Raw genomic sequence first — 14,095 nt, 5'->3', positions numbered from 1 at the left:
AAATTGTCTACGAGCAAAAAATAATTTGGTGTAAAAAGTTTGAACGGCTTGATAATACTTCTTATTATAAGCAATTAATTAGAGTGTACCGAATCTACTGTAAATCCTGAGTCATGTTTTATATGCTGTATTTGAAACTGGTCTACAATTGTTGAGTTTTCAATTTGATAATTTTTTAGAGTTTGTTGTTTTATAGAATTTTCAGAACATTGTCAGGTAATATTTGAAATTTTTACTCTTTCCCTAGTCCCATCATTTCAAAAAGAAGTAATTATATAAATTTTAAGCTTAAATTTTATACTCTATACGTTTAAGGGTTTGAACATAGATACTATAAATCAATATGATTTATCTTAGATTATCTTTTCAATTAATCAAGTTCGACAGGGGTTGAGGGACAAATGGCACTTTTTAAAGACCGGATAGATGCCGGGAAAAAGCTTGCAAAAGAACTTTCAAAATACGCAAACCGTTCAGATGTGTTGATACTTGCACTCCCGCGTGGTGGGGTTCCTGTTGCATTTGAAGTTGCAAAGGAACTTAATGTAAGGATGGATGTGTTCATAGTACGAAAACTGGGAGTGCCCGGAAATGAAGAACTGGCAATGGGAGCGATCTCTTCAGACAATATCCGTGTGTTGAATGAAGACGTTGTCAGGTCTTTTCAGATACCTGAAAGGGTAATTAATATGGTATCTGAGAATGAGCTCAAGGAACTTGAACGTAGGGAACGCGCTTATCGTGGAGATAGACCCAAGCCTGAGATTAGTGGTTCGACTGTGATTTTAATAGATGACGGGCTTGCTACAGGTGCGACAATGCGTGCAGCTGCAGCTGCAATTAAAACTAAAAACCCGGCTAAAATAGTGGTTGCAGTGCCCACAGGAGCACGTGATACGTGTGAGCTTTTCGGAAGGGAGGTAGACGAAGTAATATGCGTAGCTACTCCTGAACCTTTCTATGGGGTAGGAGCCTGGTACGGGAATTTCAGTCAGACCACCGATGAAGAGGTCTGCGAACTTCTGGATAAAGCAAGAGCTCTCCCAGCAAGATAATAGTAATGTTTGGTATTTGGTAATAAAATTTAAAGATAGTAATGTTTGATATTTAGTAATGCAATTTAAAGATGACAATATTTGATATTTAGCAATGCAGTTTAAAGATAATAGTAGTGTTTAATATTTAGTAACGCAATTTATTATTTTTCAGATTCGGACCTATAATTAATAGTGAAATGTTTTGGGGGGTTATAATGAGAGAACTATCAAATAAAGGTAAAAGCAGTAACGAAGTCAAGATCCCGATTAATTCTGTTACACTTGAAGGAAACCTCACAATTCCTGAAGGAGCAAAAGGAATTGTCGTTTTTGCACATGGGAGCGGGAGCAGTCGTTTCAGTTCTCGGAATCGGTATGTTGCTCAGGAACTTCAGAAAGAAGGCCTTGGAACACTGTTGTTTGATCTGTTGACAGCTGAGGAAGAGAGAATTGACATGATAACTGCTCACCTAAGGTTTGATATTGACCTGCTTGCAAACCGGCTTGTTAGCGTAACAAACTGGCTTTTCAGCAATCCTGAGACTAAAAATCTCAACATAGGTTACTTTGGTGCCAGTACGGGAGCTGCAGCAGCACTCATAGCTGCAAAAGAACATGCGAACGTTATAAAGGCCGTAGTTTCCAGAGGTGGAAGGCCCGATCTGGCTGAAAAAGCCCTACCGAATGTAAAGGCGCCAACACTACTTATTGTAGGTGGGGATGATTATCAAGTAATAGAAATGAACGAATGGGCGTTAGACCGCTTGAAAGCGGAACAAAAAGAACTTAAGATCGTTCCCGGAGCAACCCATCTCTTTGAAGAGCCGGGAACGTTAGAACAGGTAGCAAATCTGGCTGGAGAATGGTTTAAAAAATACCTTTTGGAAAAAGAATAAAAAGTTAAAATAAGTTAGGAAAAAGGCTGAATATATCTTTGTTTTAAACGTTAGTTTTTTAAATGTTAGTTTTTAAATGTTAATTTTTAAATGTTAGTTTTTTTAAACGTTAGTCTTGTCTAAGTATTAGTTTTATTTAAATATAGTTTTTATTTTAAGTTTTAATTTTGATTAAATATCCGAATTATATGACAAAAATGGTTCTCAAAAACAGTTTTATTTTAATTTTCCAGAGTTTTCGGAGCTGCTAAACCAGATAACGAACTCTGTTCCCCTGTTCCTTCTGAGCTCAATACAACCGTCAATCTGTTCTATAAGAATATTTATTAGCTGGAGCCCCAGGGAATCAGTATTTCTGAAGTCAATTTCTTCGGGAATTCCTCTGCCATTATCAGCTACGGTCAAGATATAATCAACATTTGGTTCACCCTGACAGCTTATGCCCGTTTCTGGCTTTTCTGGTTTTGAGACGTACTTGTCTGCTTCTTGCAGTTGAATACTGATTTCACCGTTATTTACGTCAGGAAAAGCATGCTTCAAAGAGTTTGAGATTAGTTCGTTTACGATAATGCCAAGAGGAATTGCAGTATCCATGCCAAGATAAACATGTTTAAGTTCAAGCTTCAGGTTTACACGACTCTTGCCCACATGATATGAACTGAAAAGATCTGCGGTCAGTTTCTGCAGATAATCTGCAAAATCGAGAGTGTCGATGCTGTTACCTTCATGAAGTTCCTCATGAATTATTGCTATGGATGCAACGCGGTTCTGGCTTTCCCTGAAGGCTTCGAGTACCTTTTCATCTTCGAATTTTTCTGCCTGAAGGCTGAGCAGGGATGATATTACCTGAAGGTTGTTTTTTATACGGTGATGAATCTCTTTTATACGAGTGCCTTCTATTTTTTTCAGAGCTTCTGCTGCAATTTTATACTGAGTAATATCGTGAACCGAACCCTGAAATTTCGCAGACGTTCTGGACTCATCCGATATTTTCTGCAAAAACTCCCTGACCCATTTTATTTCTCCATTTTTGGCACGTATCCTGTATTCACTTTCAATGACGAAATCCAAGTTTGATTTCAACTTTTCTCTGTTTTCAAAAATCACATGACGGTCTTCAGGTAGAACTATTTCTTCCCAATTAATTTTTGCAGATAGGAAATCCTGTTTTGTATAACCTATCATTTCCTCAACAGGACCGTGTAAAAATAGTAGTCTGAAGTCCTTATCAAGTTGGAACCAGATTCCATGGAGATCTTGAATGAACGAGTAGTAATTTTTTTCATTCTTATCCCATTTCCCTACATCCTCTGCCAGATACTTATTTATTCCAATCATCCCACACATACGATTGTATTCTTCCGAGAGGAGAGCTGCTTTCTGCCTTAAGTCCTCTTCATTATATTTTAATTCCCTGAACAAAAAGCTATAGGGCTCTCCAAATCCCATTTCTACAATAGCCTTGTAAATCAGGTAAAAAGACAGAAGTTTGAGGTAATGTCCGAGAGCAAATTGGAAGTCATAAACATTAGTGAATATAGTAAATGTTAATTCTGAAAAAATTGTCAGTATTATAGAAGCTGCAAGTAGCTTAAAGATCTTATTTTCAAAACAATTCCTCTTGAAATACAAAAGAACTAGGGAGCAAAAAAGCATTAAAGATATTACATACTCACTTAGAATTTTAAAAAGAGTGAGTCCGGAACCTTCGATATAACTATCAGGAAAGTTTCTGAAAACAAAAATTGAGAGTATGCATAAGAGAGTAGTTACTGCATATATAAAAAAGACCCTCCAGGCAAATATAGACTTTTCTACGGGTCTTACGTAATCTCTTACACCATTTATTCCATATTTTATCAGAAGTAACGACGCTACCAGAAATGAGATACCTTGCATATACCTTGCAGCTATCCAGAGCTGGGTAGGGAGGTTTGTACCAAATCCGGGAAAAATTCCCATACTTTCATATGATAATGTGTGTAAAAGATCAAGGGTTCCAACGAAAAAATAGGATATTCCTATAAATAAAATGTACCTGTTTTCTAGAAAAGTCTTTGATTCCCAGGCAAGAAGAAAAATAATATAGGCAACGATAATACTAAACATTTCTACAAGAGTGTGAAAAAGAAGGTTGTTACTAAGGCTAAGTATGTGAAGCAGACCTATTATAACTGCCCAAAATATTATATTTTTATACTCAAGAAGTATTACTTTATCCCAAAGATTTGAAATATATAATAACCCCTTTTTACAGCTTATTGTGTACCCAAACAAACTTATCCATTTTATAGTAATTATATTTTCAGCATATAAATATAGTATATTTAGTATTATATGTTTCTAATATGAAGATTCTAAAAAACTATAAAAAAGAAGATGATTTCATAAAAAAAGAATTAGTATTTAAAATATCTTTCATTGACACATGTTGTCCAACTATTTCCTGTTTACGAACTTTTAATTCTTTACTGTTTGCTCTTCTAAACATTGTTTTAAAAATTGTTAGTAAATTAAAAAAATATAGAAGTTATATGAAGCCATTATTTCATAAAAAACAGTGCGTTCAAAAGTAGATAAGTTTGAATAGAGATTTTGAATAGAGATTTTGAATAGAGATTTTGAATAGAGATTTTGAATAGAGATTTTGAATAGAGATTTTAAATCTATTTCCTTAAAAATAAGTTAAGAGATACTGATATATTCTTATTTCCCCACCTATTTGATCTGATTTCAAACTTTTAGATAATTTGCTCTCTCTTACTCATTTTCTCCTTGCTCCTGTCTCGTTATATCGGCAGTTTCACTATAGGTATTTTTTTGCTCCATTACTTTCTTCTCCAGAAGTCCATAAACAGCAGGACTTAAAATCACTTCTCCTCTAGCGTTATAACGAGAACCGTGACAGTGACAGTCCCAGGTTTTATCAGCATCATTCCAGGAGACAGAACATCCCATATGTCTGCAAGCAGGATTGAGAGTATAAAACACACCCTGTGAATCCCTATATACTGCTACCTTATCCTTCCCTTTTTCAATAAGGACTCCCTGATTTGGTTCGACTCTGGAGATATCCTCCTGAACAATTGAGACCTGTTTAGATCTTGAAGGATCATATACCTCAGTCCAGGGATTATCCCTTCCAAGAATCATATCCGTAAGGATCATTGCTGCAGCAGTGCCTGTTGTCATACCCCATTTTCGGAATCCGGTTGCCAGGTAAGAGTTTCCACTGTCAGGAGTGAGTCTGCCAATCAGCGGTATGCCGTCATCAGGCATAACGTCCTCTGTCAACCAATAATAGTCAATAGACCGTACACTATAGATCGACCTGGCCCATGCCTCAAGATGTCTATAATGCTCATGGGTTGGATTTCCATGACCTGTAGGATGCCCGTCACCAACTACAAGTACCAATTCACCTTCTTCTGCAGGCTGGGAGCGCAAGGACCTGGCCGGTTTTTCAGCGTTAATAAACATCCCGTCCGGAAACTTCTCTTCAATACGTACTCCAAGCGCATATGACATTGATTGAGATAACTTATCGGATAATCCTCCAGGATTATCAACAATAGGAAAATGAGTTGCCTGAATGATATTGTCAGCTCTTACGGTTCCCCTATCAGTTTTCAGTATTACGGGCTCTCCTCCTTCTATTCCAAGTGCCCGTGTTTTTTCAAAGATATAGCAACCGTTTCCCTCAATCTCTCTGGCGAGTGCACACAGGTACTTTCGAGGATGAAATTGGGCCTGGTGATTGAAGCGGACTGAGCCATATGTTTCAATAGGCAACGGCACACTATCTTCAAAAGAGGCTGGGAGTCCCAGACTTCTGGCTGCCTGAACCTCATCCAAAATATTCTGCGCAGAATCTTCAGACCCGGCATAGACATATGCTGGCTTGTGGGCAAAATCACAGGATATATCCCACGAACGAACTATATACTCAATTTTCTCGATTGCTGCCTGGTTAGAGTCAGCATATTGTTTCGCCTGGTCTCTTCCTAACTCGGAGATAAGTCTATTATATATCAAGCCATGCTGAGATGTTATTTTTGCAGTCGTATAGCCAGTAACCCCTTTTATTATCCTATCTGCTTCAATCAAGGCGACTGACACTCCTGCTTGCTTTAAAAGAAAAGCGGAGGTAATTCCGACAATTCCTCCCCCAATTATTGCCACATCAACGCGAACATCCCCTGGAAGAACAGGATAGTTTGAGTCAGGAGTGGTTGCCAGCCAGTATGATTCTGCCCTGCCAGGCAGATTATAGCCAGTGTTCTTTCTGTCTGTCATATAGATCCCCTTATCTTTACTCTCACTTATTCTAAGAGTTCAAGAACCCCCTGATTGCCCTCTCTTATTGATATAGGTGAATGATTAATAGAGTACTGTTTCACCTAATGCTCTGCCCAATGTTTCGTCCAGTTTCACCCAGTGTTTCACCCAATATAACTGTGCGTCTCTGTACAGGTACTGGAATCTTACTCATTCACGTTCTTCTTATGAAGTCCATATACTGCAGGACTTTTAATTACTTCTCCTGTTGCGTTATAGCGGGAGCCATGACACGGACAGTCCCATGTATTTTCTGCATTGTTCCATGAAACAATACATCCCATGTGCCTGCAGGAAGGATCAAGCTTATGGAGCACTCCTGCGTCATTCCTGTATGCAGCAACCTTTTCACCCTCGATGTTGACAATTGCACCTTCCCCTGGCAAAATTTGCGAAGCTTTTTCATGAACAGGAACTATCCTGTCTCCAATAAGGCCTTTAGTCGCTTCAGCAACCTGCGAAAAGAAGGTTTTAGCCGATTCAAGAGGTTTGAATCGCGAAGGGTTATAGACCTCTTCCCAGGAATTAGACCGTCCAAGGATCATGTCTGTAAGAATCATGGCTGCAACCGTACCTGTGGTCATGCCCCATTTCCTGAACCCTGTTGCAATAAACAGGTTTTCGTTGTCTGATGTTAGCCGGCCAATGTAAGGAACGTGGTCAACAGTTATGACATCCTGAGTCGACCAGTGATAATTGATAGAATTGACAGAGTAAACTGATCTAATCCATTTCTCGAGGTTTCTATAGTGGTCAATTTCATTCCCTTCTCCAGTCCTGTGTCCTTCCCCTGATACAAGTATTAACTCACCTTCCCCGGCAGATTGGGAACGTAGAGATCTGACAGGTTCTTCGGCACTAATAAACATTCCCTGCGGAAAATGTTCTTCAATACGAACCCCTAACACGTATGAACGGGATTGATAAAGACGCTGGAATAACATTCCTGGTTTATCGTGGATTGGGAAATGTGTTGCCTGAATAACCTTGTGTGCTTTAATGGTTCCCTTATCTGTCGTTATAGTTACAGGGCCATCTCCTTCAATCTTTAATGCCCTTGTCTTTTCAAAAATATGGCAGCCATCTCCCTCAGTCTCTCTTGCAAGGGCACGTAGATATTTTCTGGGATGGAACTGCGCCTGATTACTGAAGCAAACTGCACCGTACGTTTTAAAAGGTAAAGGCAAGTCAGCTTTAAATGAAGCCGAAATCCCAAGGTTTTGAGCGGCATCAACCTCATTCCGAATATCTCCAACTGATTCTTCAGAGCTCGCATAAACATAAGCCGGCTTACGGACAAAATCACAGGCTATGCCTTTTGAACTTACGATAGAAGCTATTTTTTCTATGGCTGCCTGATTGGATTCTGCGTACTGCTGTGCCTGTTGTTTTCCAAACTTTGAAATCAAGCGATCATAGATCAGTCCGTGCTGAGAGGTAACTTTTGCAGTTGTGTGACCTGTTACTCCTGTAATAATACGATCTGCTTCGATCACTGCCACAGACGGCACTCCTGCTTCCTTTAAAAGATAGGCAGTTGTAATGCCCACTATTCCTCCCCCTAAAATTGCCACATCCACGTGAGTATCTCCAGAAATAGGAGGATAATTGGACTCAGGCGTGGTTGCTATCCAGTAAGATTCTGCCTTTCCAGGCAGGACATAATCGGTTTCATTGTGGTTTGTCATATCATTCACCATTGAAATCTGAAGGAGCCCTGCGTACCTGAGTCTTTCTTATGGTAATGCCAGTTAAGCGTCAAAACTCCAGGAATTATCTTGTATCTCGTAAACTCCCCATCCACGATTTTCCCCTGTACCCGCTTGAGAAAAGGTACCATAAAATTATCCAAATAAATATTATAAAAATCAATAGTAATATTAACTCAGGTATCATTTCGCAGGTAAAAACTAAAACATAAAACCAGAAGATCTGAAATCAAAGTCAGGGGACGGGATTAATAGTTAAGTATGAGATAGACTGTTGAAGCATGAGATAGACTGTTGAAGCATGAGATAAACTGTTGAAGTATGAGATAAACTGTTGAAATATGAGATAAACTGTTGAAATATAATATAAACTGTTTAAATATGAGATAAACTGTTGAACTATGAGATAGACTGTTGAAGTATGAGATAGACTGTTGAGGTATGATATGAGGTATCTGGTATTTTTGAGAGGAATACCTGGCTCCGGTAAATCAACTTTTGTCAGAGAAAACAAACTTGAGCCTTATACCATCTCTTCAGACAGTGTCAGACTGCTTATTAAGCCGCCTGTACTTTCTATTACTGGAAAAACTGTAATCTCTCAGAAAATCAATCGTCGAGTATGGGGACTTATTTACTCTCTCATTAAATGCCGTATGGAAGACGGTGATTTTATAGTTCTCGATGCGACAAATGCAGGAAATGCAGATATTGCGAAATACAGGAAGCTTGTCAGAACTTACAGATACTCAGCTATTTGTGTTGATTTTTCCGAGGTTCCCCTTGAAATTGCAAAGGAGAGAAACGGTAAAAGGCCTGAGTATGAAGTTGTACCTGAAACCGTAATTGACGAACTGTACTCCATAATAAACAGGCAAAAGGTGCCGTCATTTGTCACGGTAATAAAGCCGCAGGAATTTCATGAAAAAATTCAATACAAACCTACTGATTTTTCTAACTACAGAAAGGTCCACCATATTGGGGATATAGCGGGAAATTACATGGCTCTTATGCAATATCTTGCGTGCGGGTTAAATGACAGTGACCTGTATATCTTTCTTGGAGATTACATAGGCAGTGGAACTGAAAATACTGAGAATACTGAAATTATTAAGTTCCTGATCTCTATTATGTGCAGGAATAATGTAATTCTGCTTGAAGGAGATCACGAAAAAAGTTTTTGCAGGCTGGCAGAAGGCGGAGAACAAAACAAGGTATCCGAGTTTGCAAATACCTGGTACGATCTGACAGAAATGGAGCAGCCAGGCGTTACAAAAAATAATGTCCTTAATTTACATAGGAAACTAAAACCATGCGTTTATTATAAATTTTATAATAAACACGTGCTTGTAACTCACGGAGGGCTTAGCAGCCTTCCTGAAAATCTGGTTTTTGTTGGAGCCAATCAGATGATTGACGGCGTAGGAGAGGCCAGTGACGCATATCTGGTCGCTGAAAGTTTTAATAAAAATACGAATGAGAATACTTACCAGGTGCACGGCCACAGAAATCCGGAAAATATTCCAATCGAAAATGGAAGAACTTTCAACCTGTGCCCTGGGAAAGAAGGTTTCCTGAGAATTGTTACACTCGAAAGAGATAGATTTCACAGCCAGAAGATCAAAATCTAAAAGCTTACTTTTGAACAGATAGAAGACTCAAAGATTTAAAAACTCAGTTAAAAAACTCAGTTAAAAGCTTTCAAAAATAAAGGTGAAACGCTACAGTGATAAAAAGGAAAATGTTCCTGTTGAGTTCCTTGAAGTAGGAATTACAGGCTAAATTTTAGTTCCTGGGACTTTTTATAGAGCTTCTGTGAGAGGAAAACTTAAGCTGGAGACCAAGGAATAAATGTGAGTCCTTGAAAGACCGAAAATTTTCGGACTATTTTTGAGTGCGGTCAAATCCCCAGTGAAAAGTTTCAAGATATCCGATATGTATCAACTCAGGCAGGAGCTTCCTTGTTAATGATATAAGCAACCATTTCAGGGTTAATTTTGCTTTCCCTTGAAACTTTTGCTTCAATATCTTCGTTTGATTTACCTTCAACTCTCATTTCTTTTATTCTTTCAATAACCGAGGACGGAACTGTGTAGTATTCGTTAATATCTTTCCTGTGGCCCCACACATCACCTTCGATAAGCTGGATTTTTTGCATCTCAAGGAACATCTCTATGGACTTTGAGATTGTGCCCATATAGGATTTAGGTAACTGGATCACGTCAATCTTAGGGCAGGTTTCAACCAGTCCAAATACATCCTTGTTCGAAGGTCTGAAGGCCAGGTGAACAATGCGTTCATTAGGATTCAATGTAAAGATTTCTTCTCTTGAGCTAACGACTCTGATTTTCATGTTTTTCCCCCACTGTGAAATTTTTATGTTTTTTATTGATAGAAGCTACTTTCACTGACTATAAATATTTATCTTACAGTTCAGTTATTTTTTATAAAGTCATCGGGTTCTCTTGCTTCCGTAATTTCCTACAATTAAACTAATGAATAAGCCAGCTGAAAGAATTGATAATATTAAAGGCTGGATTTAGCCAGCTGAGATGATCGTTAGAGTAAAACTGAAGCTACTTAACAAAAATATAGTAAATAATAAGTAGCTAAGATTATTTAAAAAAAATATTAGTATATATGCAGGGTAGATAGGAAAAATTATATATTATTTTATATCTTACAGACTAAAGTCGTTATATATGGTGAACTGTTAAGTTGGCATGTATGGTGAACAGCTCAAAGTGTTTATCTTTGTTAATAAAGTACTGTAGCTCAGATAATAGTCAAATACATTTAAAAATACTAGTATTCGATTATTATATACTTGAAAATTAACTAAATTCTGGATAAGTAGTTATTTGATAATCAACTAAATTCTGATAATAACCAAGTCTTTGAAATTAAATCAAAGCGAGTAAACTGAGAAACTTTATCAATACCAAAGAACTTTATCGGGGTTTTGTCTTGCGGGAAACAAAAAAAATTTTATTGATTGTATTAGCAGTATTGCTTTCACTTCAAGCTATCACTTGCAGCGCTTCTGCTAAAACTATTTATGTAGAGCCTGGAAACTCGATTCAAAAAGCAGTAGATAATTCTCATTCTGGAGATACAATAATTGTAAAACCTGGAACATATAGTGGAGATATTAAGATCTCAACTGCAAATATAACTATAGAGTCAAGCAGTCCATATAAAGCAATAATTAAAGCTAAAAATAACGCATTTAATATTTATGAAAGTAACGTTGTAGTAAAAGACTTTGACATAAGAGGTCCTGGGAAATCTTCAGGTATTTGTTTCTCGTTTGACCGTATTGAAGGTACGAATGGCGCTTTTTACTGTACAGTTCAAAATAATAAAATATCTAATTTTAGTATGGCTGCAGATATTGGTTTTTATATGAACAGCGGAAGTGAGTCTATTCTTAATAATGAGATTTACAACTGCGAAACAGGAGTATATGCCTTTGACCTTATGTTTCAAACCATAACAGTTAGTGGAAATAAAATTACAAACTGCGATAATGGACTATATCTTGTTGATGCTCCATCTACCATTACTAATAATATGTTTAACAATACAGTGAATGTGAATTTTGATACTGGAGCCGTAAATATCCTCAATACTACAAAAACAACTGGAGGAAATATAGTAGGCGGCCCTTATATTGGTGGTAACTGCTGGGCAACTCCTTCAGGTAACGGCTTTTCACAGACCCATTCCGATAAAAACAAAGATGGTTTTGCAGACGAACCTTATAAATTGGAAGGTTCTGGTTATGTTGATTATCTACCACTTATACCGTCGAAAGTCTCAATTCTCAATTTTTCTAACCTTTCTGCCCAGGAAGAGTAACTTTGAAAATACAGGTTACTGATAAAAAAGTGAAAAAATGTTAAGAATGAAAATGCCAAATTGAATGCAAATTAGGATGGTAAGTAAGATTAGAGGATCAAGTATTAAAAACAGATATGGAAGATCTTTCTTATCATTAAGGACTTTACTTAACGATACTTGTGATAAAAGCAAGAATAAAAGCAAGATTTGTGATTATATCTTGCTTTATTTTTTGAATAATCGTGTTTTTACCAATTAAAACTGATGTCATTTCAGGTATGGCAGATTAAGATAGGAAACAATAAAATTTTAAGAACGAAAACCTGAAAAACAGAAAACACTTTTCTAACATAGAGTATTTATTTTTATTGAGAATCTTTTTATTGAGAATCTTTTTATTGAGAATCTTTTTATTGAATGCCTTTTAATTCATCAATATTACTAAACTCCCATGATGACTTTCTTCCTCATTTTACGGAAAAAGCATGCAGCATGATTTTAGTGACTGCTTTGCTACATTTATGCAATGCCAAAAATCAGGTGAAAGCAACTTCTTGTAGACATAGAGTTTTCCATATTACCCTGTCAGACTCTTCCAGATCTAATAAAAGGATAAAAGAACAATCCAAGTCTATTTTTCGGTCTCCTCTTTCATATTAAGAAAATTAAACTCATGAGGTCATGTTTTAATAGTATGACCCTATCAGGGGACATAGTCTATGAACTCACAAATAACTTGCATTATAAAAAACAACGATAGGAGTAAAAAGGTAGTGATTGATGGTATGACGGAAAGACAGGTTGAAAGTGTGCTTATCGAGATTCCTAAAGGAAGCCGGAATAAATACGAATATGATAAAGAGAAGAAAGTAATCAAATACGACAGAATGCTTTTTTCTTCAATGGTATATCCCTCAGATTATGGTTTTTTCCCTGATACCCTGGCACTTGATGGCGATCCTTTAGATGCCATGGTTTTAACATGGGAACCTACTTTTCCAGGCTGCGTAATCGATGTACATATTGTGGCACTATTTGATATGGAAGACGATAAAGGAAGAGATCAGAAGATCCTGTGTGTTCCAAAGAATGATCCAATGTGGAATTATATTGAAGCAGTGGATCAGGTTCCACCTCATCTATTTAAGGAAATTACTCACTTCTTCCAAACCTACAAGAATTTAGAGGAAAAACGCGTGAAAGTTATCGGTTGGAAAGACCTGGAAACAGCAATCACTGTACTTCAGGAAGCAAAAGATCGATATATTGAGCAAAAGAAATAAGATTATCAGTGAGAGGTTTAAGCTAAAAATATGGCTTTGGTAAATAACTATAGATATATCATTAGACCCTCTATTTCTGTATGAACTGCCCAAGGTGTAATAGTTCCACTCACAAAAAATGGTATAGTTTTTGGACGTCAACGCTACAAATGCTCTGATTGTGGATATAACTATACAGTAGAGTTAAAATCAACTGCTAACTCCCCTTCTGTTAAGAGACAGGCTTTGCAACTTTATCTTGAAGGCTTAGGATTTCGCTCAATAGGACGATTTTTAGGAGTAAGTCATGTTTCTGTCCAAAACTGGATAAAGAAACTTGGTCCGGAGTTGGAGGACCTAAAAAGCGAAAATGAGATATCTATTGTTGAAATGGATGAGATGCACACTTACATAGGCAACAAAAAAAATATTGCTGGATCTGGATTGCTGTTGATAGAGCTGGGAAAAAGTTTATTAACTGCTCTTTTGGCAGCAGAGGAACGGAAACTGGACAATTAATATGGGAAAAATTAAAGAGGAAAGAAATTGGGGAAGTGACGACAGATCACTGGAGGGCATATGCAGAGTTTCTTCCAGAAAACATTCATATTCAATCCAAAGCAGAAACGTATACAGTTGAAGGATATAACGGAATATTGAGACATTTTCTGGCAAGGTTAAGAAGAAAGACAAAATGTTATACGAAGAGTCTTGAAATGCTAAAGTACTTTGTTATTCTATTGATGAAACACAGAAATAAAGAGATAGCTATAATTAGTCAACAATACCACATCTCTTTTTATATCCTAAAGTGGAGAGATAAACTTACATTCTAATGATAGCCGTAGGCCAATTTTTAAAATACTGTGACTTCACCGGAAAAGCATAATAAAAAATAGAGTTATGGGCTACGTGCCCAGATATGAGACTAGAATTTCCTAACTTTTTCAGGTTATTATTGTCATCCTTATGTGTGTTTGAGTTTTAAAACCACAATTCTTTTTTGTATA

9 protein-coding genes and 1 pseudogene are annotated in these 14,095 nt (G+C 37.1%); 6 read left to right on the top strand and 4 right to left on the bottom strand.

The genetic code is table 11. From position 1 onward, the window contains the following. Positions 1-401: 401 nt before the first annotated feature. Entirely contained in the window at positions 402-1,055 is a 654-nt protein-coding gene (locus MSBR3_RS09800) for a phosphoribosyltransferase (RefSeq protein ID WP_048107842.1), read from the top strand. A gap of 197 nt (positions 1,056-1,252) precedes the next feature. Further along, positions 1,253-1,933: a dienelactone hydrolase family protein gene (locus tag MSBR3_RS09795; protein WP_048107839.1), complete on the top strand. Its 681-nt coding sequence runs from the start codon at positions 1,253-1,255 to the stop codon at positions 1,931-1,933. Between the two features lie 216 nt (positions 1,934-2,149). Here MSBR3_RS09795 and MSBR3_RS09790 read toward each other — a convergent pair whose 3' ends face one another. The 3 genes from MSBR3_RS09790 to MSBR3_RS09780 all read right to left on the bottom strand — a co-directional run bounded on the left by MSBR3_RS09790 (position 2,150) and on the right by MSBR3_RS09780 (position 7,959). Continuing rightward, the gene (locus MSBR3_RS09790; protein WP_329956808.1) at positions 2,150-4,210 is read right to left on the bottom strand and encodes an MASE3 domain-containing protein; all 2,061 of its coding nucleotides are present in this window, start codon (positions 4,208-4,210) and stop codon (positions 2,150-2,152) included. 483 nt (positions 4,211-4,693) lie between these two features. Then, a complete protein-coding gene (locus tag MSBR3_RS09785; protein WP_048107838.1) occupies positions 4,694-6,229 on the bottom strand; it encodes an FAD-dependent oxidoreductase in 1,536 nt (511 codons plus the stop codon). 188 nt (positions 6,230-6,417) lie between these two features. Further along, the gene (locus MSBR3_RS09780) at positions 6,418-7,959 is read right to left on the bottom strand and encodes an FAD-dependent oxidoreductase (RefSeq protein ID WP_048110303.1); all 1,542 of its coding nucleotides are present in this window, start codon (positions 7,957-7,959) and stop codon (positions 6,418-6,420) included. 467 nt (positions 7,960-8,426) lie between these two features. Between MSBR3_RS09780 and MSBR3_RS09775 the strand changes: the two genes are divergently transcribed. Next, positions 8,427-9,611, top strand: a complete 1,185-nt coding sequence (locus MSBR3_RS09775; RefSeq protein WP_048107836.1) for an AAA family ATPase — start codon at positions 8,427-8,429, stop codon at positions 9,609-9,611. Between the two features lie 314 nt (positions 9,612-9,925). Here MSBR3_RS09775 and MSBR3_RS09770 read toward each other — a convergent pair whose 3' ends face one another. Further along, positions 9,926-10,333: a DUF1699 family protein gene (locus tag MSBR3_RS09770; RefSeq protein WP_048107834.1), complete on the bottom strand. Its 408-nt coding sequence runs from the start codon at positions 10,331-10,333 to the stop codon at positions 9,926-9,928. A 614-nt stretch (positions 10,334-10,947) separates the two neighbouring features. Here MSBR3_RS09770 and MSBR3_RS09765 point away from each other — a divergent pair. The 3 genes and pseudogenes from MSBR3_RS09765 to MSBR3_RS19435 all read left to right on the top strand — a co-directional run bounded on the left by MSBR3_RS09765 (position 10,948) and on the right by MSBR3_RS19435 (position 13,921). Then, complete coding sequence (locus MSBR3_RS09765) at positions 10,948-11,841, top strand: NosD domain-containing protein (RefSeq protein WP_048107832.1); 894 nt, start codon at positions 10,948-10,950, stop codon at positions 11,839-11,841. A gap of 767 nt (positions 11,842-12,608) precedes the next feature. Further along, positions 12,609-13,106 (top strand): inorganic diphosphatase, encoded by a 498-nt coding sequence (locus MSBR3_RS09760; RefSeq protein ID WP_048110301.1) that lies wholly within the window; start codon positions 12,609-12,611, stop codon positions 13,104-13,106. A gap of 80 nt (positions 13,107-13,186) precedes the next feature. Beyond that, positions 13,187-13,921, top strand: a pseudogene (locus MSBR3_RS19435) (IS1 family transposase). Positions 13,922-14,095 lie beyond the last annotated feature (174 nt).

The sequence above is a fragment of the Methanosarcina barkeri 3 genome (genome assembly GCF_000970305.1).
In the GTDB taxonomy this organism is placed as follows: domain Archaea; phylum Halobacteriota; class Methanosarcinia; order Methanosarcinales; family Methanosarcinaceae; genus Methanosarcina; species Methanosarcina barkeri_A.
The sequence above is the reverse complement of the archived record's forward strand: the minus strand, read 5'-3'. Positions and strand labels throughout refer to the sequence as shown.

Excerpts from the sequence above, each read along its gene's own strand:
- MSBR3_RS09800 (WP_048107842.1), top strand. The coding sequence starts at position 402 with ATGGCACTTTTTAAAGACCGGATAGATGCCGGGAAAAAGCTTGCAAAA.
- MSBR3_RS09795 (WP_048107839.1), top strand. The coding sequence starts at position 1,253 with ATGAGAGAACTATCAAATAAAGGTAAAAGCAGTAACGAAGTCAAGATC.
- MSBR3_RS09785 (WP_048107838.1), bottom strand. The coding sequence starts at position 6,229 with ATGACAGACAGAAAGAACACTGGCTATAATCTGCCTGGCAGGGCAGAA.
- MSBR3_RS09780 (WP_048110303.1), bottom strand. The coding sequence starts at position 7,959 with ATGACAAACCACAATGAAACCGATTATGTCCTGCCTGGAAAGGCAGAA.
- MSBR3_RS09775 (WP_048107836.1), top strand. The coding sequence starts at position 8,427 with ATGAGGTATCTGGTATTTTTGAGAGGAATACCTGGCTCCGGTAAATCA.
- MSBR3_RS09770 (WP_048107834.1), bottom strand. The coding sequence starts at position 10,333 with ATGAAAATCAGAGTCGTTAGCTCAAGAGAAGAAATCTTTACATTGAAT.
- MSBR3_RS09760 (WP_048110301.1), top strand. The coding sequence starts at position 12,609 with ATGACGGAAAGACAGGTTGAAAGTGTGCTTATCGAGATTCCTAAAGGA.